The 21,407-nt window shown below is 70.9% G+C and carries 23 protein-coding genes; 15 read left to right on the plus strand and 8 right to left on the minus strand.

The features are described from left to right. The first annotated feature begins 1 nt into the window (after position 1). The 9 genes from AB0O34_RS03970 to AB0O34_RS04010 all read left to right on the plus strand — a co-directional run bounded on the left by AB0O34_RS03970 (position 2) and on the right by AB0O34_RS04010 (position 9,100). On the plus strand, positions 2 to 1,213 hold the full coding sequence (locus AB0O34_RS03970; protein ID WP_363912316.1) for a CAP domain-containing protein: 1,212 nt from the start codon (positions 2 to 4) through the stop codon (positions 1,211 to 1,213). 86 nt (positions 1,214 to 1,299) lie between these two features. After that, the gene (locus tag AB0O34_RS03975) at positions 1,300 to 2,022 is read left to right on the plus strand and encodes a class III extradiol dioxygenase subunit B-like domain-containing protein (protein ID WP_363912318.1); all 723 of its coding nucleotides are present in this window, start codon (positions 1,300 to 1,302) and stop codon (positions 2,020 to 2,022) included. A 111-nt stretch (positions 2,023 to 2,133) separates the two neighbouring features. Further along, entirely contained in the window at positions 2,134 to 2,661 is a 528-nt protein-coding gene (locus AB0O34_RS03980; RefSeq protein WP_363912320.1) for a methylated-DNA--[protein]-cysteine S-methyltransferase, read from the plus strand. Further along, positions 2,661 to 3,587 (plus strand): tRNA (adenosine(37)-N6)-dimethylallyltransferase MiaA, encoded by a 927-nt coding sequence (miaA, locus tag AB0O34_RS03985; RefSeq protein WP_363912322.1) that lies wholly within the window; start codon positions 2,661 to 2,663, stop codon positions 3,585 to 3,587. Before AB0O34_RS03980 ends, miaA begins: the two co-directional genes overlap by 1 nt. 1 nt (position 3,588) lies before the next feature. After that, positions 3,589 to 4,434, plus strand: coding sequence for a diaminopimelate epimerase (dapF, locus tag AB0O34_RS03990; RefSeq protein WP_363912324.1), 846 nt, complete (start codon positions 3,589 to 3,591; stop codon positions 4,432 to 4,434). A gap of 52 nt (positions 4,435 to 4,486) precedes the next feature. After that, complete coding sequence (locus AB0O34_RS03995; RefSeq protein WP_363912326.1) at positions 4,487 to 6,805, plus strand: tetratricopeptide repeat protein; 2,319 nt, start codon at positions 4,487 to 4,489, stop codon at positions 6,803 to 6,805. Between the two features lie 6 nt (positions 6,806 to 6,811). Continuing rightward, positions 6,812 to 7,588, plus strand: coding sequence for an SDR family oxidoreductase (locus AB0O34_RS04000; protein WP_363912328.1), 777 nt, complete (start codon positions 6,812 to 6,814; stop codon positions 7,586 to 7,588). Between the two features lie 136 nt (positions 7,589 to 7,724). Further along, entirely contained in the window at positions 7,725 to 8,087 is a 363-nt protein-coding gene (locus AB0O34_RS04005; protein ID WP_363912330.1) for a phosphomannose isomerase type II C-terminal cupin domain, read from the plus strand. A 266-nt stretch (positions 8,088 to 8,353) separates the two neighbouring features. Next, on the plus strand, positions 8,354 to 9,100 hold the full coding sequence (locus tag AB0O34_RS04010) for an HNH endonuclease family protein (protein WP_363912332.1): 747 nt from the start codon (positions 8,354 to 8,356) through the stop codon (positions 9,098 to 9,100). A gap of 162 nt (positions 9,101 to 9,262) precedes the next feature. On the opposite strand, the gene AB0O34_RS04015 is transcribed toward AB0O34_RS04010, so the two are convergent. Genes AB0O34_RS04015 through AB0O34_RS04025 form a run of 3 tightly spaced genes read right to left on the minus strand, consistent with a single transcriptional unit; the run spans position 9,263 to position 11,772 of the window. Then, the gene (locus AB0O34_RS04015; RefSeq protein ID WP_363912334.1) at positions 9,263 to 9,649 is read right to left on the minus strand and encodes a PepSY domain-containing protein; all 387 of its coding nucleotides are present in this window, start codon (positions 9,647 to 9,649) and stop codon (positions 9,263 to 9,265) included. 46 nt (positions 9,650 to 9,695) lie between these two features. Then, the gene (locus tag AB0O34_RS04020; protein WP_363912336.1) at positions 9,696 to 11,033 is read right to left on the minus strand and encodes a HAMP domain-containing sensor histidine kinase; all 1,338 of its coding nucleotides are present in this window, start codon (positions 11,031 to 11,033) and stop codon (positions 9,696 to 9,698) included. 58 nt (positions 11,034 to 11,091) lie between these two features. Further along, entirely contained in the window at positions 11,092 to 11,772 is a 681-nt protein-coding gene (locus tag AB0O34_RS04025) for a response regulator transcription factor (RefSeq protein WP_363912338.1), read from the minus strand. Positions 11,773 to 11,866: 94 nt separating this feature from the next. Here AB0O34_RS04025 and AB0O34_RS04030 point away from each other — a divergent pair, with 94 nt between their 5' ends. Continuing rightward, on the plus strand, positions 11,867 to 12,436 hold the full coding sequence (locus tag AB0O34_RS04030) for a hypothetical protein (RefSeq protein ID WP_363912340.1): 570 nt from the start codon (positions 11,867 to 11,869) through the stop codon (positions 12,434 to 12,436). 329 nt (positions 12,437 to 12,765) lie between these two features. Beyond that, positions 12,766 to 13,404, plus strand: coding sequence for a hypothetical protein (locus AB0O34_RS04035; protein WP_363912341.1), 639 nt, complete (start codon positions 12,766 to 12,768; stop codon positions 13,402 to 13,404). Between the two features lie 281 nt (positions 13,405 to 13,685). On the opposite strand, the gene AB0O34_RS04040 is transcribed toward AB0O34_RS04035, so the two are convergent. From AB0O34_RS04040 to AB0O34_RS04050, 3 genes are all read right to left on the minus strand, one after another. After that, positions 13,686 to 13,817, minus strand: a complete 132-nt coding sequence (locus tag AB0O34_RS04040; protein WP_363912342.1) for a hypothetical protein — start codon at positions 13,815 to 13,817, stop codon at positions 13,686 to 13,688. A gap of 278 nt (positions 13,818 to 14,095) precedes the next feature. After that, positions 14,096 to 14,593: a hypothetical protein gene (locus AB0O34_RS04045; protein WP_363912344.1), complete on the minus strand. Its 498-nt coding sequence runs from the start codon at positions 14,591 to 14,593 to the stop codon at positions 14,096 to 14,098. Next, the gene (locus tag AB0O34_RS04050; RefSeq protein WP_363912346.1) at positions 14,590 to 14,934 is read right to left on the minus strand and encodes a hypothetical protein; all 345 of its coding nucleotides are present in this window, start codon (positions 14,932 to 14,934) and stop codon (positions 14,590 to 14,592) included. The genes AB0O34_RS04045 and AB0O34_RS04050 overlap by 4 nt, the downstream gene beginning before the upstream one ends. A 177-nt stretch (positions 14,935 to 15,111) precedes the next feature. Between AB0O34_RS04050 and AB0O34_RS04055 the strand changes: the two genes are divergently transcribed. The 4 genes from AB0O34_RS04055 (at position 15,112) to AB0O34_RS04070 (ending at position 19,201) form a co-directional block, all read left to right on the plus strand. Next, a complete protein-coding gene (locus tag AB0O34_RS04055) occupies positions 15,112 to 16,344 on the plus strand; it encodes a hypothetical protein (RefSeq protein ID WP_363912347.1) in 1,233 nt (410 codons plus the stop codon). Further along, a complete protein-coding gene (gene ribD, locus AB0O34_RS04060) occupies positions 16,344 to 17,264 on the plus strand; it encodes a bifunctional diaminohydroxyphosphoribosylaminopyrimidine deaminase/5-amino-6-(5-phosphoribosylamino)uracil reductase RibD (RefSeq protein WP_363912349.1) in 921 nt (306 codons plus the stop codon). The genes AB0O34_RS04055 and ribD overlap by 1 nt, the downstream gene beginning before the upstream one ends. A 145-nt stretch (positions 17,265 to 17,409) precedes the next feature. Next, positions 17,410 to 18,279, plus strand: a complete 870-nt coding sequence (locus tag AB0O34_RS04065) for an SPFH domain-containing protein (RefSeq protein WP_363912351.1) — start codon at positions 17,410 to 17,412, stop codon at positions 18,277 to 18,279. A gap of 133 nt (positions 18,280 to 18,412) precedes the next feature. Further along, complete coding sequence (locus AB0O34_RS04070; protein ID WP_363912353.1) at positions 18,413 to 19,201, plus strand: VOC family protein; 789 nt, start codon at positions 18,413 to 18,415, stop codon at positions 19,199 to 19,201. Between the two features lie 160 nt (positions 19,202 to 19,361). Here AB0O34_RS04070 and AB0O34_RS04075 read toward each other — a convergent pair whose 3' ends face one another. Both AB0O34_RS04075 and AB0O34_RS04080 read right to left on the minus strand, forming a co-directional pair. Beyond that, entirely contained in the window at positions 19,362 to 20,102 is a 741-nt protein-coding gene (locus AB0O34_RS04075) for an IclR family transcriptional regulator (protein WP_363912355.1), read from the minus strand. Continuing rightward, positions 20,099 to 21,394 (minus strand): heterodisulfide reductase-related iron-sulfur binding cluster, encoded by a 1,296-nt coding sequence (locus AB0O34_RS04080; protein ID WP_363912357.1) that lies wholly within the window; start codon positions 21,392 to 21,394, stop codon positions 20,099 to 20,101. The genes AB0O34_RS04075 and AB0O34_RS04080 overlap by 4 nt, the downstream gene beginning before the upstream one ends. Positions 21,395 to 21,407 lie beyond the last annotated feature (13 nt).

The following is a 21,407-nucleotide window of genomic DNA, read 5'->3' on the forward strand; positions in this document are numbered from 1 at the left end:
TATGGATCGGCACGACCGTCCGTCGCCGGGCCGCTACGACGAGTCCAGCTCTCATCTCCCCACCGAATACCTCGCATCCGAGCCGCCCTCCCCCTCGGGCTCGCGCAAACGGACCCTCGTGATCAGCACGGCCGCCGCCGTGCTGGCGGCAGCCGTCACCGCCGGAGGGGTCATCACCCTCACGAACCGCACCGCCTCCACCAGCGATGCCGGCAACGTGAGCCGGCAGTCGTCCGAGAACGGGACGAGCTCAAACCAGGCGGCGGAGGACGCCGCGTCCGACCCGGGCGACGTCTCCTCCGACCCCAACGACGCCTCCGGCGGGAGCGCGGGTTCGCCGGGCTCCCACGGGTCCGGCGGATCGACCGGGTCCTCCGGTTCTTCAGGCTCCTCTGGTCAGCAGGCCGATGACCCCGGCTCCCCGGTCGGGCAGACCGCGGCGCCCATCACCAACGACCAGAGCGCGAAGAACAAGAAGAACACCGCAACGGACACCACCGGCACCGAGGGCCAGGGCGTGGGTCCCGACGGCCCGGCCGGCTACGTCGAGCCGTACCCCCAGCAGCCGGGCAGGTTCTCCGGCCTCGGCCCCGACTTCTTCAAGGACCTCGGCCCGATCACCATGCCGTCGTACACGCCCACGGCCAAGCCGTCGGCGACGCCCACGGCGAAGCCGAGCACGAAGCCGTCGGCCACGCCGAGCACGAAGCCGTCGGCCACGCCGAGCGCCAAGCCGTCGGCCACGCCGACGGCGAAGCCGAGCGCCAAGCCGACGCCCAAACCGTCGAAGCCGGCGCCGAGCCCCTCCTCGACCGGCAAGGCGTCGACCGTCGTCGCCGCCGAGGACGAGGTGGCGCGCCTGACCAACGTCGCCAGGCAGGAGCAGGGCTGCGGCCCGCTGCGCATCGACGAGCGCCTACGCAAGGCCGCTCGCGGCCACTCCGACGACATGGCGGCCAAGGGGTACTTCGACCACACCTCGGCCGACGGCCGTTCCCCGTGGGACCGGATCAAGGCCGCCGGCTACAACTCGTCGATGTTCGCCGAGAACATCGCACGCGGCCAGGCCACCCCGGACGCGGTCGTGAAGGGCTGGCTGAACAGCCCCGGGCACCGCGCGAACATCATGAACTGCAAGCTCAAGGCCATCGGTGTCGGCGTCCACTTCGGTAGCGGCGGCCCCTGGTGGACCCAGGACTTCGGTTCCGACTGATCCGGACGATTCTGCCGACAGGCCGCCCTCCCCTCGGGGAGGGCGGCCTGGTCCGGGTGGCGGGCGGGTGGGGTTAGCCTGATCTTGTGCTCGTCGCCGCGGCCGTCTGCCCGCATCCTCCGCTGATCGTCCCCGAGATCGCGGGAGCGGCGGCACCGGAGCTCGACGACCTTCGCGACGCCTGCGCGTCCGCGATCCGGTCGCTGGCCGCGTCCCGGCCGGACACGCTGATCGTGGTCGGCGACGCGGGCACCACACGCTCGTACGAGCCCGGCGCCGGCGGGAGCCTCGCCCCGTGGGGCGCCGGCGTCCGCGTGGGCTCGGGCGGCCCGGTACTCCCGCTCTCCCTGACCATCGGCCGCCTGCTCCTTGATCTCGCCGGGTCCGGGCCGGTTTCCGGGTACGAGGCGATCGCCTCCGACGCCCCGGCCGAGGCGTGCCGGCGGCTCGGCGTGGCGCTGGCGGATCGAGGGCGGCGGGTCGCGCTGCTGGTCATGGGCGACGGCTCCGCCAGGCTCACGGTGCGCTCGCCCGGCTACTTCGAGCCCGGAGCCCTTCCGTACAACGAGGCGCTCGCGCGGGCGCTCGGCGGCGCGGACGTGCCGTCGCTTGCAGCCCTCGACCCCGGGGAGGCCGCGGAGCTGTGGGTGGCGGGCCGGGCGGCCTTCCAGGTTCTCGCGGGCGCGGCCGGAGCGGATTCGGAGGGCGGGAGCGGCTTCCGCGGTGAGCTGCTCTACGACGACGCCCCCTACGGCGTCGGCTACCTCGTGGCCCGGTGGACCCCGCGCGGCCCGCGCTCCCAGCCGTGAGCGGACGGCCTTGGGGGATCGGGATGGGAGCACGCCCGGCTGTGGTTACGGTGGGAGGACGGGTGCGGCGCTCGCCGCACCGACGACTAGCGCGCGGATGGACATGATCGGATGGTAGACGTCGCCTTCGGCAGCGTGCCGACACCGCTCGGCGACGTGCTGGCGGCCGTCACCCCGGATGGGGTGGTGGCCACGGGATTCCGGGACGGCGACGCCGCCCGGCGAAAGCTGCTCGGCCGTCTCGGCGTGCCCGGCGTGGACGATCCCGCCCGTACGGCTCACGCCCGGGATGAGCTGGCCGCCTACTTCGCCGGCGAGCTGCGCGAGTTCACGGTGCCGGTCGACTGGCGCCTGGCGTCCACGCTGCAACGGCGGGTGCTCGGCACGCTGTACGAGAAGATCCCGTACGGCAGGGTGACGACCTACGGCGAGCTGGCCGAGAGCAGCGGCTCAGGCGTCCCCGCCCGTGCCATCGGGTCGATCATGGGCAGCAACCCCGTTCCGATCATCGTCCCGTGCCATCGCGTCGTCGCGGGGAACGGGCTCGGCGGGTTCAGCGGCGGCGACGGGGTCGACTCCAAGCGCTGGCTGCTCACCCTTGAGGGCTACCTGCCGCCGACCCTCGACTGGGAGCTGTAGTGGAGCGCACCGACGGCCGGCCGCCGGTCGTCGCCGTCGTCGGGCCGACCGCCGCGGGCAAGTCAGATCTCGCCGTGGACCTCGCGCTCCGCCTCGGAGGCGAGGCCGTCAACGCCGACTCCATGCAGCTCTACCGGGGCATGGACATCGGCACGGCCAAGCTCTCGCCCGCCGAGCGCCGTGGCGTCCCCCACCACCTGCTGGACGTCTGGGACATGACCGAGACGGCGAGCGTGGCCGAGTACCAGCGGATGGCCCGCCCCCTGATCGACGACATGCGCGCCAGGGGAGCGGTGCCGATCCTGGTGGGCGGTTCCGGCCTCTACATCCGCGCGGCCCTGGACAACCTGGAGTTCCCCGGGACGGACCCGGCGATCCGGGCCAGGCTGGAGGCCGAGCTGGACACCGCCGGTCCCGAGGCGCTCCACCAGCGCCTCAAGGAGCTCGATCCGGTGGCGGCAGAGGCCGTTCTGGCGAGCAACGGCCGCCGCATCGTGCGTGCCCTGGAGGTGATCGAGCTCTCCGGGCGGCCGTTCTCGGCCACGATGCCGTCCTACGACGCCGTCTACGACAGCGTGCAGATCGGCGTCCAGGTGCCGAGGCCCCTGCTCGACGAGCGCATCGCCATCCGGGTCGACCGCATGTGGGAGGCCGGGTTCGTCGAGGAGGTGAGGGTCCTCGCCGGTCGCGGGCTCGCGAGCGGCCGCACGGCGGGCAGGGCGCTCGGCTACGCCCAGGTGCTGCGCTTCCTCGCGGGGGAGTGGACCGAGCACCAGGCCCGGGAGGAGACCGTCAGGGCGACCCGCCGGTTCGCCCGGCGCCAGGAGTCGTGGTTCCGGCGCGACCCCAGGGTGAGGTGGCTGTCCTTCGACGCCCCCGACCTGCTCGAACAGGCCTTGGCGCTGGTCGCGGGTAAGATTCGGTGACATGCGTTTCCTAAAGGGCCACGGCACAGAGAACGACTTCGTCATCCTTCCCGACCATGACGGGAGCCTCGATCTGCCCGCGTCGCTGGTGACGGCGCTGTGCGACCGCCGCTCCGGCATCGGGGCCGACGGGGTGCTGCACGTCGTGCCCGCCGAGCTGAGCGCCGAGGCCACCGAGATCGCCGGCCGCGCCCGCGAGGCCGGCCGTGCGCACGCCGCCGACTGGTTCATGGACTACCGCAACGCCGACGGCGGCGTGGCCGAGATGTGCGGCAACGGCCTGCGGGTCTTCGCCCGCTATCTCGTGGACGCCGGGCTGGCCGACCCTGGAGAGTTCGACGTCGTCACCCGCGCCGGAGTCCGCCGCGTGCGGCTGGCGCGCACCGGGGACGTCACCGTCGACATGGGCGCTCCGGAGGTCCTCGGCGAGAGCCTCGCCACCGTCGGCGCCGCCGAGTACGCCGGGCTCGTCGTCGACATGGGCAACCCCCACCTGGCCTGCGTGACCGGCGACCCGGTGACCCAGCTCGACCTGACCGCGCAGCCCGGCTTCGACCCCGCCGTGTTCCCCCACGGCGTCAACATCGAGCTGCTCAACCTCGTGGGGGAGCGCCGGGTCGTGATGCGCGTGTACGAGCGCGGTTGCGGCGAGACCCGGTCCTGCGGCACGGGCACGGCGGCGGCGGCGGTGGCGGCGGCGCATTTCGCGGGAGAGTCCACGGGCACCTGGACCGTCGAGGTGCCCGGAGGCATCCTCTCGGTCACCCTCGACGGGCGCACGAGCCATCTGACCGGCCCGGCGGTCCTCGTCGCCTCCGGAGACCTCCCCGCCATCGCGCTCAACTGACGGGTGCTTCCGGTCGCCCGCTTGTTCACCGCACCGCCCGCATGTTTGGGGCATGCTCTGTGAACTGGCAGACTGGCGTGCCATGGACGTGGACATCTGGGCCTGGGTCGCAGACACCCAACGGCAACTGCACGAAGCGGGGAACACCGGTCTGGCCATCGCGCTGGGTGACCTGCCGGCGCAGGCTTTCGAGGGCCGGTATGCCCAGCTGGACGTGATGGCGCCGGCGGTCGCCCAGCAGGCCGAGGCGCTGGAGCTGCCGTGGCTTGAGCTCTTCGCCCGGCACTGGCATCTGGTCAGCCGCATCGGCGACCGCGCGCAGGGCACGGTGGCGCTCGGCGACGCCGAGGCCCTGCTTGAGTTCGCCCGGCGCGAGGACACCAAGGAGTGCCCCTCCGCCGCCGCCGCCGTGGAGGCGCTGACCGTCTGCCAGGCCAACATCGACGGCCCCGGGTACGCCGCCGAGCGCCTCGCCGCTCTCGGCGCCGCGCTCGAGGCCGTGCAGCCCGGCTCGCCGGCCTTCTGCGGGCTCGTCACGCAGTACGTCGCGGCGCTGTCCGACGCGGGCGAGGCCGAGCAGGCCGTCACCTACTACGAGTCCGCGGTCGCGGGCCGCAGGGGCGCCGAGGGGCAGGTCAGCTGGGAGCTGGCCGCCGCGGGCGTGCGGGCGCTGCTCGCCGCCGGCCGCACGCAGGAGGCGCTCACCGAGCTCGACTCCGCCAAGGAGTTCCCGGCGGACGACCCGGTCGCCAAGGAGCACCGTGAGGGGGTGCTGCGCGCACTGGTGCTCGCCACGGCGGGGCGTCCTGCCCAGGGGCTGGAGGCGCTCCCCGACCTCGACATCGTCGGCGACCACCCTCGCGACTGGGTCGAGTGGGCGCGCGCCGTGCGGCAGCTCGGCGACGTCATCAGCAACACCTGGCAGCTCGGCCGGGTCCTTCGCCAGTGGATGGCCTACTTCGAGACCATGGGCGTCAACCGCGGGCGGGTCGAGCTGGCCCTCATCGCCGGTGAGCTCGCCGTGGCGCGGCAGGGCGTGTGGCAGGCCCGCGCGCTGGCCGACCTCGCCGAGTCCTGGCTGGGCGAGCTGCGCACGTCCGAGGGGCTGTCCGAGCGGGTGACCGCGCTGCGCGGCGCCGCCGACGCTGCCACGCCGCCCCCGGCTCCCGGCCCGCAGGACGAGCTCGTCGCCTACTTCGACGCCGCCGACGGCCACAACGCCGACCCCGAGCGCTGGGTGGGCTGGCTCTGGCCGCTGTCGGGCACCGACATCGAGGCCACGCGCCGCCACACCACGACGCTGGGCTTCCTCGGGTACGCGCCGCTGGGCGCCGACATCCTGTGGAAGACGATCGTCGATGACGCCGACCCGGCCACTGCCGAGGAGGAGGACATCGCCTACCTCACCGGCGTGCTGGTCGAAGCGGGCCAGGACGAGCGGGTGGAGCGGTTCGCGGCCATGCTGCCCGCGCCGACCTCGCACCTCGCGCTGGCCAGGCTGCACCGCGCACGCGAGCGGTGGGCCGAGACCACCTCCGAGGCCGAGCAGTCGCTCGCCGCCGGCGCCCAGGGCATCGTCGCGCTGGAGGCCCGGCGCCTGCTCGCGGGCGCCGCCCAGCAGCTCGGCGACAACGCCAAGGGCGCGGCCATCCTGCGCGACCTGGTCGAGTCGGGCCAGGGCGAGGAGGAGGACATCTGGCGCATGATCGTCATGGCCACCGCCTCCGAGGACTGGCCGCTCGTCCGCGAGGGCGCCACCAAGCTCGGCATGCAGCTCGACACCACAGAAGGCCCCATCGAGGAGGAGTGGCACCTCGTCCGGGTCGTGCTGCCGGTCTCCGACGGCAGCCAGCGCGAGGTCCTCGCCGTGCGCACCGGTCCCGCCACCGCCCGGCTGCTCATCCCCCAGCCCCGCGGCATGGACTACAACGCCGGTGACATCGTCGTCATCGACCCCCGCCCGCTGGAGCCGGTGCCCGAGGGCGCCGAGGAGCAGGAGAGCTACGTCATCCCGTTCGCCGGTGTGGCACTGCTGCGCCCGGGCGGTTACACCAGCTGGTTCTTCGACGGCGCGGCTCCCAGCGAGGAAGACTGGACCGAGTTCAACGAGGTGATGGCCGAGCGCGGCTGGCCCATGTGGGTCTACAGCGACGAGAACTACTCGGTCTCCCACCCCACCACCGGCGAGCGGCTCCAGGGCGTCTACGGCTGGATCGCCGTGCCGCCGGGGGTCGAGCCGGTCGAGGTCGACGCCCTGCTCGACGACGCGACCGAGCGGTGGAGCCACCCGCTGGCCTGGCTCGACCTGGCGCGCAGCGCCGGCATCGAGGTGGAGCGGCACGAGCGCATCACCAAGGAGTACGGCCTCTAGGATCCGGTGTCCTCGGGAGCCATGGTGCTTGAGCGGTTCAGGCTCGACGGCAAGGTCGCCATCGTCACCGGGGCGTCCTCGGGGCTGGGCGTGGCCTTCGCCCGCGGCCTGGCCGAGGCGGGCGCCGACATCGCGATCGGCGCCCGTCGCGAGAACCGGCTGGAGGAGACGCGGCGTCTGGTCGAGGAGACCGGGCGCCGTTGCGTCGCGGTGGTCACCGACGTCACCCGCCCAGGCGACTGCCAGGCCCTCGTGGACGCCGCGGTGGCCGAGTTCGGAGGCGTCGACATCCTGGTCAACAACGCCGGGGTCGGCACGGCGGTGCCCGCGCTGCGGGAGACCCCCGAGGAGTTCCGCCAGGTCGTCGACGTCAACCTGCACGGCTCGTACTGGATGGCCCAGGCCTGCGCCAAGGTCATGCGTCCCGGGTCGTCGATCGTCAACGTCGGGAGCGTGCTCGGCGAGACCACGGCCGGGCTGCCGCAGGCGGCGTACAGCGCGTCGAAGGCGGCCGTGGCCGGTCTGACCAGAGATCTGGCCCAGCAGTGGACCGGGCGGCGCGGCATCCGGGTGAACTGCCTGGAGCCGGGGTTCTTCGAGTCCGAGATGACCGCCACCTACCTTCCCGGCTACCTCGACCGGCAGCTGGAGCGGCGCGTGCTGATGGGCCGGGCGGGTGACCCGGCCGAGCTGGTGGCCGCCGCCATCTTCCTCGCCTCGGACGCCGGCTCGTATGTCACCGGCGTGGTCCTGCCCGTGGACGGCGGCTTCCTGGCAACATGATCCCGGCGTTCGCCGCCCGGCCATGGGTCGCCCGGGTGTTTCACGGTTGTGGCGGGGTGGTTTCGTGCAGGTCACACATGCTTCATCCGTTTGTGGAAGAGTCGCACCCACATTTACCCGGTGTTTGGAGGGCAGCGTGCTGGAGATCGACCGGCTTGCCGCAGTGGTCAGAGACGAGCGTCCGTGGGGTGGCTTCGAGCGGTACACCCACAACGAGACGTCCACCGTCAAGATCATCCAGGTCGCGCCCGGGCAACGGCTCAGCCTCCAGCGGCACAAGCACCGTGACGAGCTGTGGGTGGCGCTCGACCCCGGCGCGGTCTTCGAGATCGACGGGGAGCGCATCGAGCCGTCGGTGGGCGACCGGGTGCTGATCCACGCGGGGCAGACCCACCGGCTCGGTTCCTCCGGCCCGGCGACGCGCGTCCTCGAGGTCGCCTTCGGCCACTTCGACGAGGACGACATCGAGCGCCTCGACGACGCCTACGGCCGGGTCTGACGGGCCTGGCTTTCCTCCTTGGGCCCGCGAGGCCGTCGCCCTGATCGCGATGGGATGTCTGTTTCTCGCGGGTCCGGCCGGTTGTTTCGCCGGTCATGACCGCTGTCCGCATGCCTCCCCCCGAGGACTCGTCCGATCTACCTGGGCTAGGCCGCTTTCTCCTGGGATCTGCCGTAATCGCGGCTTTCGGGGGTAGTTGCTATACCTAGGTATTACTTTTTCTTTACCTGGGGGTGGCAGTGCGCCTGCGTGGATCTCGCGCGATCGTGGCCGGAGTAGCGGCGGCCGTCATGCTGGCGGGGTGTGGTCCCATCGACGCCAACGGCGCCGGTGGCGGCGGCGGTGACATGGGATCCGGGGACGGCGGTGGAGGCGGCGACTCCACCGGTGTCGTCCCCCTGGACAATCCCAAGGGCACCGAGCGAGGCCTCGCCGCGATCAAGTCCGCCAAGGACCGTGCCGCGGCGGTCAAGCTGATCGAGAAGGTGCCGACCAAGGGGCGTGGCCCCAAGACCGGCTACGACCGGGACGAGTTCGGGTACGCGTGGGCGGACAACGCCGACGACATCCCGTTCGCGCACAACGGCTGCGACACCAGGAACGACGTCCTGGCACGCGACGGTGACGCCCTGAAGTACCGGTCGGGCTCGAAATGCGTCCTCATCTCGATGACGCTCCACGACCCCTACACCGACAAGACCATCGACTGGACCAAGCAGAACGCCTCCGACGTCCAGATCGACCATGTCATGCCGCTGTCCTACGACTGGCAGATGGGCGCGTCGCGGTGGAGCAAGGCCAAGCGGGTCCAGATCGCCAACGACCCGCTGAACCTCATGCCCGTCGACGGCTCGGCCAACTCCTCCAAGGGCGACTCGGGGCCGGCGACCTGGCTTCCCCCGTCCAAGGTCATCCGCTGCTCCTACGCCGTGCGCTTCGCACAGGTCGCGCTGAAGTACGAACTCCCGGTCACCGCCCCCGACAAGGACGCCATGCTCGCCCAGTGCGCCTGACGACACCCGCCGGGAGTGGGAGCCGTGGCACCTGCGAGCGGTGACACCTGCGAGCGGTGACATCCACGAGCGGTGGCAGTACGAGTGGTCATGGTGCGGTTGTGACGGTGCGAGCCGTGCCGTGGAGAGCCCCCTCTGCCCTCCACGGCACGGCGAGTCCTGCTAGTCGTCGTGCTTCTGGCGGAACTTGGTGATCTTGCCGGTCTTCACGGAGATGTAGACGCGGTACTCGGCGTGGTGCTTCTTCAGCTCCACCTTCCAGACGCGGTAGCCGTGCTCCCACTCGCGCTCGACCTCGGTGACCCGGGCGCCCGGGACCCGCTTCTTGGCGATCCTGATCGCCTGCCGGTAGGTGACCCCCGCGGTGGCCGAGGTGACCGTCCCGGTGGTCACAGTCGCCGGCGACGCGGTCGTCGACGTCGCGGCGGCGGGGGTGGAGAGCGCGGTCGCGGCCGAGGCCGCCACGGCTCCGGTGGTGAGGACGGCGATCGCTCCGACGCCCGCGATGGTGAGCCTGGCCGCCTTGCCGATGCTTCGTGTGTTCGTCATGTCCCCACATTCGCCGGGGAAGCCCTAAGCCCGCGCTTCGGCAAAGTTAAGGCGTCCCTAAGGTGAGAATGACCATGGCGCCCCCGCCCGGCGCGGTGCCGAGCGACAGGGAACCACCTGAAGCCTCGGCCGTCCGCCGGGCGATGTCCAGGCCGAGCCCGGTGGACCCCGCGCCGCTGAGCCCCCGTTCGAGGGGGTTCGCCGCCTCCGGCCGGAGCCCGAAGCCCGGCCCCGAGTCGGCGATCTCGATCCGTACCCCCCCGGACGCGGCGGGCGCTGCTCGTACGTCGCCTGGGGGTGTCGCCGGACGTACACCCCCGGACGCGGCGGGCGCCAGCCGTACGGTGAAGGAGGCACCCTCGGGGGTGTGGGCGAACACGTTGCCGAGCAGCGCGTCGACGCAGGCTGACAGCTCGGCCGCGCTCACGGCCACGGGGAGCGGCCCCTGGGGAAGGTCCAGCTCCACCGGCCGGCCCTGGTCCTCGGCCAGCACCGACCAGAAGGTGACCCGCTCGGCCACGACCGCCACCGCGTCGCAGCTCGCGTGCTCCTGCGACCGCCGGCGTACGTCCGTGATCACCGAGCTCACGGCGCGTTCCAGCGCGTCGACGCGGCTCCCGAGCCGAGCGGCCTCCTCCTGGTCGGCCAGCGACTCGGCCTCCAGCCGCAACCCGGTCAGCGGCGTGCGGAGCCGGTGGGAGATGTCGGCGGCCGTCTCCCGCTCCTCGGCCAGCAGGTCGCTGATCCGTCCGGCCAGGTGGTTGAGCGCGAGCCCCACGTCCCGCACCTCCACGGGGCCGCCAGGCGTGGTCCGGGCGGCCAGGTCTCCGGCGGCGAGCCGGTGGGACACGCGGGCGAGCCCGGTCATGGGCCGGGTCAGGGCGAGCGCCAGGCGGTCGGCGACGAAGATGCCGACACCGATCAGGGCGAGCCCGAGGACGAGCATGCCGAACCACACTTCACTGACCCCGTGGCGGAGGTCCTCCTCGCTGAGGGCGACGCGGACCACGGCCGTACCGCCGGGCAGGCCCTGCACGGCGGCGAGGACCTCAAGGCCCGAGGGGGTCTGCGCCGTCAGGCTCTGCCCGCGCGCGGCCAGCTCCACGGCCGGCGACCGCGGTACGGGGGAGCCGACGACGGGGCCGCCGGGGAGGAACACGGTGATGGCGTGGCCGCTCGACGCCGAGGTGCGCTCGGCGGTCAGCGCGAGGCCGTCGGGATCCGCCGTGCCCACCGACGCCGCGACGGACTGCGCCTCGGAGCTCGCCTGCGTGACCGCGCTGCTCTCGGCCAGCGCGCGTACCAGCAGGCCGAGCGGGACGAGCAGGGCGATTAGCACCAGAGACGTGGTGGCCGCCACGAGCAACGCGAGCCATCGCCTCATGACGGATCGACCGGCATCGGTGAGGTGGTGGTCGCCGTGAGCGGCGCGAGCCATCGCCTCATGACGGGTTGACCAGCTTGACGCCGACGCCGCGCACGGTCTGCAGGTAGCGGGGCTCCTGCGCGGTCTCGCCCAGCTTGCGGCGCAGCCATGACAGGTGGACGTCCACGGTCTTGTCGGCCCCGCCGTACGGCACCTGCCAGACCTCGGTGAGCAGCTCGCGCTTGGTGACCACCTCGCCGGAACGGGTGGCCAGGAAGTGCAGCAGGTCGAACTCGCGTGGCGTGAGGTCCAGCGGGGTGCCGTCCAGGACCGCCTCGCGGCTGCGGGGGTCCAGCCGCAGGCCTCCCACGGTCACCGAGGTGTCCGTACGGCTGTCGGCGGTGCGGCGCAGCACGGCGCGGACGCGGGCGTCCAGCTGGGCGGCGCTGAAGGGCTTGACCACGTAGTCGTCGGCCCCCGCGTCCAGCAGGCGGACCATCTCGGTGTCGCCGTCCCGCGCGGTCGCCACGATCACCGGTACGCGGCTGACGGCCCTGAGCATCCGCAGCATCTCGGTACCGTCCAGGTCGGGCAGGCCGAGGTCCAGCACGACGAGGTCGGGACGTTCCGAGACGGCCTGCCGCAGGCCGTCGAGCGCGGTCGGGGCGGAGGACACGGCGTGACCGCGCTCACGCAGCCCTCGCATGAGGGCGGTACGGATCGTCGCGTCATCCTCGACGAGCAGGACATTGGCCATGGGCGGTTACGCTAACGGCTCCGGGGCCATTGGCATAAGTCCGTTATGGTGCGCTTAACCCGGTCTTAGGAGACGGCCAGGGAGGATCGGGGGCATGAACCGGAGCCTGCTACTCGTCCTGACCGGATGGCTGGTCGTCGGGCTAGTGGCCACCGGCGCCGGCATCGTGGTGACCGCCTTCCTCGGCGAGTCGATCACCGGCTCCGCCTCCCGCGCCCTCTCCCCCGCCGAGATCCGCCGCTCCCTCGACGCCTCACCGTCGCCACTCGCCGCGGGCAACGGCGCGCCGTCCGCCTCGGGGGACGGCCCAGTGGATGACTCTGGGGACGGCTCTGGAGCACGGACGGCGTCGCCCTCAGGTACGGGATCGGCCGCCGCGAGCCCTTCCGCATCCCCTTCGGCCCCACCGGTCGCGACCCCGCCCGCCAGCGCCGCTGGCCAGACCAGGGTGTTCTCGGCGCGAGGCGGGGCCGTGGTGGCCCGGTGCGCGGGCGGCCTGGTGACACTGCGGTCCTGGACCCCGGCCCAGGGGTACGAGGTGAAGGACGCGGAGCGGGGCCCCCGCGACAAGGTACGCGTGAGGTTCGAGAACGGCGACGCCCGGACCGAAATCGAGATCCACTGCTCGGCCGACCACCCCGCAGCCACGATCAAGAACGACTGAGCGTCCTCTCAGTACGATCAATAACGCTCGACACGATGGGACCTGTTGTCCAGGGTCGTGACGATGGTGGTCCGGACTCGATCCGACCTGCCGAGGCCGCAGGGGCCAGACGGCGTCGGCGCGCCCGTGGATGTGAAGGCATGGCCCCGCCCGCGGCGACCGGCATCAACCTGAGCAGGCGCATATCTGGATCGGCCCACGCGACCGGTCAAGCGCATGGTGAGATCGGACAACGCCAAGAAAAGGCTGTGCCCCGGCTGCGTGCTGAGCAGAGGCATCACCGGGGCTTATGACGCGAGCGTACCACGGCACATCGGAAGGCGGTCAGGATGCGGGAAGCCGAAGCCAGGCGGCTGCGCGACTTCCTCTCACCGTCACGCCTGGCCGAGTACGAGCTTCGATGCGCCGGCGACCCGGTCGCGGCGCTGCGTCTGCATTGCTGGAACACCGAGATCTCCGAAGCCTTCTACGGGCCGTTGCAGTACCTGGAGGTCTCGATGCGCAGCGTCATGACCAAGGAACTCGTCACGCTGTTCGGGCAGCGGGACTGGTGGGCCAGCCCGCAGGCGGATCTGCACTACGGTGCCCGCCGGAAGATCGCGGAGGCGACGGATCAACTCCGGCGCTCAGGGCTTCCCGCAGACCCGCAGCAGATCACCGACGAACTGCCCTTCGGCTTCTACGTGTCCCTGCTCGGTCCCGGCAACAACTACGACCAGCGACTATGGCGTCCAGCGCTGTACCGGGCCTTCCCTGGCTACCGCGGTCGCCGCCGTGACCTCCATCGCAGGTTCGACTTCCTCCGCGTCTTCCGCAACAAGATCGCACATCATTGCCCGATCCACCATCGTCATCTGGTGGCAGACCATGAAGCGATTCTGGAAAGCCTCCGCTACATCGACACAGGGCTCGCCGTCATGGTCGAGCGGCACAGCAGAGTCGGCGAAGTCCTCGGCCGGCGCCCCTGACCCTCGGCGTCGTTGCCATCGTGCCCGGGGCCGGAAGTACATGAGGGACCCTCCCGGCACCCACGTGACGGGGCAAGGGGTTGCTTCCCACCCGGGCCTTGGACTACGGGTGCGCAGCTCAGGGCCGTGCAGAAACAGCGAAGCCCCTGGGGAGGTTCTTCAGGGCTATATTGACGCGGCGTGGCGGAGGCCTCGTAGGGTCCAGGGTGGGCAGTTCGGGTCGGCTTCGGCCTCAGCGACCGTGAGCCAGGCGACAGCGGCCACCTCGTCGGACGAGACGGCTACAGGTATCGCGTCCTCCCGTCGCCGCGCCTGATGAGCAACCAGCGGCCGTCTCGATGCAGGAAGACCTCGACGTTCACGACGAAGGCGGCCCGTCCGGCTCTGGTGGCACAGGGTGCGATCTCCGTCATGCGCAGGAACCCTACCGGTCGTGATCCGGTTCGCGGGAGACGACATGACGCGTGGCTTGCGGTCGTAAGTCAGGTGGTGCCTCGAAGGTTTGTGCCCCCACGTGCCGCCTTGAGAGGTCATGGTGCTGCATGGGCGTCAAGCGCCTCACCCGTCATGGGGGGACCGCGTGGGATGAACGAGATCGCGGCTCCCGGAGGTTCCTTGGTCGTTCGGATTGTCCTGCTTGGGGGGGGGACGCGGCGGGCCCCGCCACCCCTGGCTCAGGCCCGCCGCGCGTCTAGGAGGGGCTCTCCACGATGGTGACCCGCCGGGTTCCACCTGTCGCGTAGCCGTTCTGGTGGGCGATCTCGTCTTGCACGGCGAGTTCCATCACCAGCGCCACGACGTCGCCTCTAGCGATGCTCGGCACGAGGCCCGACGCGCGCTGGTCGTCCGTCAGGGTGGCGTGCCGGGTGGCCCACCAACCGCCGGGGGTGCCGTCCGCACGCTTCACCCGCGTGATCCGCCACGCGGGGTAGGTCTGGTTGAGCGCGGCGACCTGCCGTTCGACCAGCGTGGTGACCTCCTCGGGGACCAGCGGCGGCGGCGCCGGGCGACCACTGGCCGGAATGTATCGTCCACAGCCGATCCCTGCGGTTGCCGGAAAGCCGTACGGATCGGCCGGCTCAGCGTCGGCCGGCTCGGCGTGGGGCAGTTTCGCGTGGGGCAGCTTGGTGTCGGGCAGCTCGGCATCGGGTGGGCCGGGCTCGCGGGCGTGCCTGCCCGGACCGGTCATGAGGCGCCCAGACCGGCCGGCGACGCCATGGCCTCAAGCTCGGCCTCGCGCATCAGCTCGCGCAGCTCGTCCAGGGTGGTGGCGTCGACCCTGAGCGGCCGGGGAGCGTGCCAGATCGCCATGGCGACGAACCTGCGGCTGCCAAGGCCGTACATGACGTGCCAGGCGGGCTCCATCTGGTCGAGCTGGGCGGCGGCGGCCCGCTTCGCCAGGTCCCAGCGCCGGGGGTCGACCCGTCCGGGCCGCACGCCGATCCTGTGCCGCCCCGGACGGTTCCCGGCGAGGGACGGATGGGCCACATCAGCCTCCGAGCGGATGCCAACGGTTCTACCCTTGCTCATGGTCAGGACCTGCTTCCTGATCAAGGGACCCGTACGGCGTGTCAGCGCCTGCGGGTCCCGCCTTTCGCGGCGTCGGGTCCCATCACAACGCTCCGAAACCATGTGCGGACAGAGGGTTCGGGAGGACACTGGGAAACAATCCGAGGGTGTCCCCTTGTCCGGTCGAAAGGTGCGCTGATGGTCGCCGATGAACCACCCGCGTGGGCCGCGCGGCTGAGAGCGGAGCGGCGCGAGAGGTGCTGGAGCCAGAAGGAGATGGCCAGGCGGTTGCGTGAAGCGGCTGATCCCCGCACTCGCGCTCATCTCGCCTCACCGGAATCGCTGATACGGATGATCCGGGGATGGGAAAGAGGTGATCACCTCCTCCGCGATCCCTACCGCGTGCTCTACTCCCGGGTCTTCGCTACCTCGGAAACCGACCTGTTCGGTGGTGATCCATCACGGGAAGCCACTCCGATTCAGGCGGAACAACCGAGCCCGGCCATCGAGCGTCTGGAGACGCTTTCTCGCGGGCAGGTCGCGGAGCTTCTAGAGCACCTACGCGACCAATGGCACCTTTTGGTGAAGAGGGACAATCTCCTCGGTCCACGCCACACCCTGACCGCTGTGCGCGAGCAGATAGCGCTCCTGGAGGCGCTTTTGGGGTCGGCTCGTGAAGGCAGTCGGCTAGACGTGCTCAGGCTGGCGGCTCAGTACGCAGAGTCGGCGGCGTGGCTTCATGAAGACGCGGGGGACCTGCCCCAGGCGAGATATTGGACCGACCGCGCGATGGCATGGGCGCACGAAAGCGATGATCAGTTGATGCTCGCATGGACGATGTTCCGCCGAAGCCAGCAGGCGACGGCGGAACGCGCCGTAGGAGAGGTGATCGGCCTGGCCAACGCCGCACGTCGGAAAGCCGACGTCCTTCCCGCTCCGATGAGAGCGGCCATCCTTCAGCAGGAAGCCCAAGGCCATGCGCTGGACCGTGATGAGAGGCGGTGTCACGCGTTGCTGGATGAAGCGCAGATGTGGGCGGCGTCGGTCCGCGACGATGGCGACGCGCGAGGCGGGCATGGCTCCTTCTGTTCGACCGCGTACGTCGAGATCCAGCGCGCTCGCTGCTGGCTGATGCTTGATCAGTCGTCCCGTTCACTCTCCGCCTACGAGGCCGCGCTGCCCGTGCTGTCGCCTGTGTACCGCCGCGACCGGGCCATGGCCCTGGCCGGAATGGCCGCCGCGTACGCCGCCGAGCGGGAGCCGGTGCAGGCGGCGACCGTGGCCGGGGAGGCCTTGGAGATCGCTCTGGGTGCGGGTTCGTCCAGGATCCTCAACATGATCAAGTCGGTCGGCTCGTCGCTGGATGCGCATGAGACACTTCCCGCCGTCGCCGCCCTTCGTACGGCCCTGGCCGGCGTTCCCGCCGTCTGATGGCCTCCCAAGTCGAGATTCAGGCGATGCGGCATGCTATCGCCCTGTCAGCTCACGGCCTCGGTACGACCAGCCCCAATCCGCCGGTGGGCTGCGTCGTCCTGGACGGGCAGGGCCGCATCCTCGGAGAGGGCTACCATCACCGGAAAGGCGAGGCCCACGCGGAAGGCAACGCACTTGGCGCGGCCGGTGGCACTGCCATCGGGGCTACGGCGATCGTCACGTTGGAGCCCTGCAACCATGTGGGCCGCGCCCCGGCATGCAGGCAGTTGCTCATCGACGCGGGAATCGTCCGTGTCGTCGTCGCACTTGTCGATCCGACCTCGCGCGGCGAGGGTGGCGTGGCGGCCCTGCGAAATGCCGGGGTCGAGGTCGAGGTCGGTGTGCTGGCAGATGAGGCCGAGCTTGTGCTCGGCCCGTGGCTTTCCGCCCTCAGGACGGGCAGGCCGACCGTCACCTGGTCATATATCGCAGATGTCGCCGGACCCACGCCCGCGCTTGATCGGATGCCCGGTGTCATGGAGCTCCGAGAGGGCGTCGACGCCGTGCTGCACGCCGACGGTCGCCTTGAAGAGGGCGTCCTCGGCGGTCATGGGGCCGGCATGATCAATATTCCTTCCCGAATCCATGGCGACGGCGACACGGCGCTTCGGTCGCTGTACGCGGGCGGGGTGCGATCGCTTCTCATCGATGGAGGCGCGGGTCTTACCGAGCCCTTCTTATCCGAGGGACTGATCGACTACGTCGTCGCCTATCTCCCGCACATGAGTCCGTCTTCGTTCACAGGACTGGGCTACAAGATCGTCCCTGCCGGATTCCGTATCACGCAGATCAGCCGGGCGGCGGATCATGTCTGCGTGCACGCCCGGCGGGAGGCCGCCACCGCCGTTATCCACAGGGGCTCGGTCACGGACGGATGATCTTGGGTGGGGTGTTCTAGGATCGGCCGACCATAAAGAGTTAGTAAAGGGCGGCCCGTAGATGATGAGCGCACGTAAGAGCACGGACACTCCGGCATCGGGTGGGGGGCGTGGGAGGCGGCTTCTGCTCAGGGGGGCGCTGCTGGTGGTCATCGCCATCGTGGGCCTCGGGTTCCTCGCCACGGGCTGCAGCAAGGTCAGCACCGCGCCCGACGAGGTCAGGCTGCACTACGCGGGCGGCCCGTTCGAGGCGATCAAGTTCGTGAAGTGCATCAACCCCTCCAGCGGGGCCACCTACCTCGGCCCGGGCGACACCTCCTACGCCTATCCCTTCGGCCAGCGCACCTTCGACTTCTCCGGCACCGAGGACTCCGAGTCCAAGCCCATCAGCATCGTCTCCAAGGACAACGTCGAGATGCAGGTCGCGGGCTCCGCGACGTTCACCCTCAACACCTCGTGCGAGACCCTTCGCCAGTTCCACGAGAAGATCGGGCTGAAGTACGGGTCCTACTTCGACGCCAGGGAGTCCGAGGGCTGGCGCCGCATGCTCAACTTCTACTTCAAGCAGCCGCTCGACCGGGCCATGGACGCGGCCTCGCAGGAGTTCGAGTGGAAGAAGCTATTCAACGACCCGAACGCCAAGCAGCAGTGGGAGCAGCGGGTCGGCCAGCTGGCCCGGCAGTTCATCAAGGAGACCGCCGGCGCCGACTACTTCTGCCAGCCCAACTACGCGGGCACCGGCGAGTGCGGTGATGTCGCGCTCACGATCCAGAAGCCCGAGCCGCCGCGCAGCCTGATCGACGCGCTCGCCGCCGAGCAGGCCGCCAAGCAGCAGAACCTCGCCCAGCAGCAGATCAACACAAAGGTCAAGACCGAGCTGGAGTCCATCAAGGACCTGGTGGGGGTGCTCGGGCCGCAGGGCGCCATCCTGTGGAAGGCCATCCAGGACGGCAGGGTTCAGGTTGTCCCGGTGCCGCAGAACGGTTCCCTCAACATCACCCCGCAGTCACGCTGACCCTCAACTTTGAGGGCGATATGAGGCGCTAAGTCCAGATATCGGCAAGCTTGCGAACTTCCGAAGTCCCGAGTACTTGATGGTGGAAGTATGCAGTTATGAGGGAACCGCATAATTTCTGGGGAGATCAGTGATGGCGGAGCGTACGTACTACCTCGACGGCGCCCCATCCTGGCCGGAGCTCACCACCAGTGATCTCCCCACCGCCGTCCGGTTCTACGAGAAGATCTTCGGCTGGACGTGCAAGGATCTAGGCCCGAAACTCTGGCACTACACGATGTGCCTGGTGGACGATCAGCCGGTCGCCGCGATCACGCCCCCGGCGGTCGGCCTGGAGTCCACCGAGCCGGCCTGGCGCATCTACCTCGCCACCTCCGACGCCAAGGCCTCCGCCGTGCAGGTCGAGGCCAACAACGGCAAGCTCGCCATTCTGCCGATGACGCTGGCCGACTACGGGAGCTTCGCCCTGGCCGTCGATCCCGAAGGGGCGACCTTCGGGCTCTGGCAGGCCGGTCCCCACCTCGGCTCGCGCCTGTACGGCGAGCCGGGGGCGATGTGCTGGAACGAGCTCTACGCCAGGAACGTCAAGCTGGAGGACCCGTTCTACCAGGCGCTGTTCGGCTACGAGCAGGAGCAGATCGGCGACGGCGTCGACTACGACTACGTCCTGTGGAAGATCGCGGGTGAGCCCGTCTGCGGGCGGCTGCGGATGCCGTATGAGGCCGAGCGCGTCCAGCCCCACTGGAAGACCTATTTCACCGTGGTCGACATCGACGCCACCGTGGCATCGGTCGTTCCTGAGGGTGGCGCGGTCCTGATCGGTGCGTATGAGACGCCGTACGGCCGGGTGGCGGTCCTGGCCGACCCCACGGGCGCCGCTTTCGCGATCTGCGAGCACACCCACGAGTCCTTCATCTGTTAGCCCTTGGAAGGTCGCGGGCGATATGGGTCACCGCAGTCGGTGCCGAAGGTGGCCACGGGCACTGCGATCACCGGACGGAGCCATGTCCGTGCCGAAGGCGGCCAAGGGGACCCGATCACCGGAGCCACGGCCACGCCGAAGGGGGCCACGGGCATCCTGATCATCGGGGTGGTGCCACGTCGGTGCCGAAGTCGGCGGCGATCGCGCGCATGCCCTGGGCCAGCTCGTCACGGTCGAGGGCCTCGATGCGGTCCACGGGGCCCGAGATCGACATGCCGGCGATGACCTTGCCGCCGTCGCGCACGGGCACGGCCAGGCAGTGGACTCCCAGCTCCTCCTCGCCGAGGTCCATCGCGTAGCCCTGTCCCCGCACCCTGTCCAGCTCGGCCAGCATCGCCTCGATCGAGGTGATCGTGTGCTCGGTGCGGCGCGGCAGCCCCGTACGCGTCAGGATGGCCGCCGCGTCGGCGCGCTCGGCGAGCAGGACCTTGCCCACCGCCGTGCTGTGCGGCAGCACCCGGCGGCCCACCTCGGCGAACATCCGCAGCCGCCGCGGCGACGCCGCCTGGGCGACGTAGACCACGAAGTCGCCCTCCAGCACGGCGAGGTTCGCCGTCTCTCCCGACAGCGCGACCATCTTCTCGAGGTACGGCTGCGCCCACACGCCCACCATGCGCTCCGCGGCTCCGCCGAGCCGCACCAGGGCGCTGCCCAGGGCGTAGCGGCGGTCGGACTCCTGCCGGACGTACCCCCGGGCCAGCAGGGATCTCAGGAGCCGGTGAATCGTGCCGTACGGCAGGCCGGTGCGGGCGGCGATCTCGGAAAGGCCCGCCTCCCCGCCCTGGTCGGCCAGCGCCTCCAGCACGTCCAGCGCCCGGTCGACGCTCTGGACCGTGCTCATCGAGCCCGCTCCCCGGCGACCACGGCGCCGGCACGGCGAGGTGGGCGGCCAAGGGCGTCGGGGGAGAGGCCGCGCAGGGAGGCGTCCAGCACCTCGGCGGTGTGGGCGACGCGGATGTCCTCCCCCCGCCTCCGCGCGGCCGAGGCGATCTGCATCGTGCACCCGGGGTTGGCGGAGACCAGCAGGTCGGCTCCGACGCTCAGCACCTGCCCGGCCTTGCGGTCGCCGAGGTCGCGGGCGGCCTCGGGCTGGAACAGGTTGTAGGTGCCCGCCGAGCCGCAGCACATCGACGCGTCCGGCACCTCCCTGAGCCGCAGGCCGGGGACGCTCGCCAGCAGCGCCCTGGGCTGGGAACGGATGCCCTGCGCGTGGGCCAGGTGGCACGCGTCGTGGTAGGCGACCGTGATCGGCAGGGGATGGCGTTCGGCCGCGGGCCCCAGCTCGGCCAGGAACTCGGCGAAATCGACGAAGCGCAGCGCCCGCGCCCTGGCCGCCCAGGCGGGATCGCCGGCGAGCAGCTCGGCGTACTCCTTGGTGCTCGACCCGCATCCGGCCGCGTTGACGACCACCGTGTCGACGCCCGCCCGCTCGAACGTCTCGATCGTGCGGCGGGCGAACCGCGCGGCCTCGTCCTTCCGCCCCGAGTGCACCGAAAGCGCCCCGCAGCAGCCCTGGCCCGGAGGGATGACCACGTCGCATCCCTCCATGGCAAGCACGCGGGCCGTGGCCGCGTTGACCTTGGGGAAGAACTCGCCCTGCACGCATCCGGTCAGCATCCCGACGACCGCCCGCCGCTCGCCCCGGGCCTCCACGCGGCGCGGGAGCCGTACCCGGCGGGGGACCGGGGGAGCCAGCTCGGCCATGGCGGCGAGACGCGGGTCCAGCCGTTCGAGCAGGGGGCGCATGCGTGGCGTGAGCCGCTCACCCAGCTTCAACGGCAGGCGGAGCGCCCGCAGCCGCCGGGGGTAGGGGAACAGGCCGAAGACCAGGGCACGGAAGGCGCGGTCGGCCTTCGGGCGCTGGTGGACGCGCTCGACCTCGGCCCGCGTCGACTCGATCAGCACGTCATAGCGCACGCCTGAGGGGCACGCGGTGACGCAGGCCATGCAGCCCAGGCAGGCGTCGAAGTGCCCGGCCATCTCGGGGGTCAGCGGGGTGCCCTCGACGTGCTGTTTCATCAGGTGGATGCGCCCGCGGGGGGAGTCCATCTCCTCGCCCCACAGGACGTAGGTGGGGCAGGCGGGCAGGCAGAAACCGCAGTGCACGCAGTCCTTGATCAGCTCGGGATCCATGGCCGTTCGCTCC

Origin of the sequence: Sphaerisporangium sp. NPDC088356, assembly GCF_040685555.1 — a bacterium.
In the GTDB taxonomy this organism is placed as follows: Bacteria; Actinomycetota; Actinomycetes; order Streptosporangiales; family Streptosporangiaceae; genus Sphaerisporangium.

What these genes read in the sequence shown, in the direction of transcription:
- AB0O34_RS04055 (WP_363912347.1), top strand. Translation starts at nt 15,112, where the DNA reads ATGGTCGCCGATGAACCACCCGCGTGGGCCGCGCGGCTGAGAGCGGAG.
- AB0O34_RS04020 (WP_363912336.1), bottom strand. Translation starts at nt 11,033, where the DNA reads ATGAGGCGATGGCTCGCGTTGCTCGTGGCGGCCACCACGTCTCTGGTG.
- AB0O34_RS04025 (WP_363912338.1), bottom strand. Translation starts at nt 11,772, where the DNA reads ATGGCCAATGTCCTGCTCGTCGAGGATGACGCGACGATCCGTACCGCC.
- AB0O34_RS04070 (WP_363912353.1), top strand. Translation starts at nt 18,413, where the DNA reads ATGGCGGAGCGTACGTACTACCTCGACGGCGCCCCATCCTGGCCGGAG.
- AB0O34_RS04035 (WP_363912341.1), top strand. Translation starts at nt 12,766, where the DNA reads ATGCGGGAAGCCGAAGCCAGGCGGCTGCGCGACTTCCTCTCACCGTCA.
- ribD (WP_363912349.1), top strand. Translation starts at nt 16,344, where the DNA reads ATGGCCTCCCAAGTCGAGATTCAGGCGATGCGGCATGCTATCGCCCTG.
- AB0O34_RS04050 (WP_363912346.1), bottom strand. Translation starts at nt 14,934, where the DNA reads ATGAGCAAGGGTAGAACCGTTGGCATCCGCTCGGAGGCTGATGTGGCC.
- AB0O34_RS03995 (WP_363912326.1), top strand. Translation starts at nt 4,487, where the DNA reads ATGCTCTGTGAACTGGCAGACTGGCGTGCCATGGACGTGGACATCTGG.
- AB0O34_RS04080 (WP_363912357.1), bottom strand. Translation starts at nt 21,394, where the DNA reads ATGGATCCCGAGCTGATCAAGGACTGCGTGCACTGCGGTTTCTGCCTG.
- AB0O34_RS03980 (WP_363912320.1), top strand. Translation starts at nt 2,134, where the DNA reads ATGGTAGACGTCGCCTTCGGCAGCGTGCCGACACCGCTCGGCGACGTG.
- AB0O34_RS03970 (WP_363912316.1), top strand. Translation starts at nt 2, where the DNA reads ATGGATCGGCACGACCGTCCGTCGCCGGGCCGCTACGACGAGTCCAGC.
- dapF (WP_363912324.1), top strand. Translation starts at nt 3,589, where the DNA reads ATGCGTTTCCTAAAGGGCCACGGCACAGAGAACGACTTCGTCATCCTT.
- AB0O34_RS04045 (WP_363912344.1), bottom strand. Translation starts at nt 14,593, where the DNA reads ATGACCGGTCCGGGCAGGCACGCCCGCGAGCCCGGCCCACCCGATGCC.
- AB0O34_RS04075 (WP_363912355.1), bottom strand. Translation starts at nt 20,102, where the DNA reads ATGAGCACGGTCCAGAGCGTCGACCGGGCGCTGGACGTGCTGGAGGCG.
- AB0O34_RS04015 (WP_363912334.1), bottom strand. Translation starts at nt 9,649, where the DNA reads ATGACGAACACACGAAGCATCGGCAAGGCGGCCAGGCTCACCATCGCG.
- AB0O34_RS04040 (WP_363912342.1), bottom strand. Translation starts at nt 13,817, where the DNA reads ATGACGGAGATCGCACCCTGTGCCACCAGAGCCGGACGGGCCGCCTTC.
- AB0O34_RS04030 (WP_363912340.1), top strand. Translation starts at nt 11,867, where the DNA reads ATGAACCGGAGCCTGCTACTCGTCCTGACCGGATGGCTGGTCGTCGGG.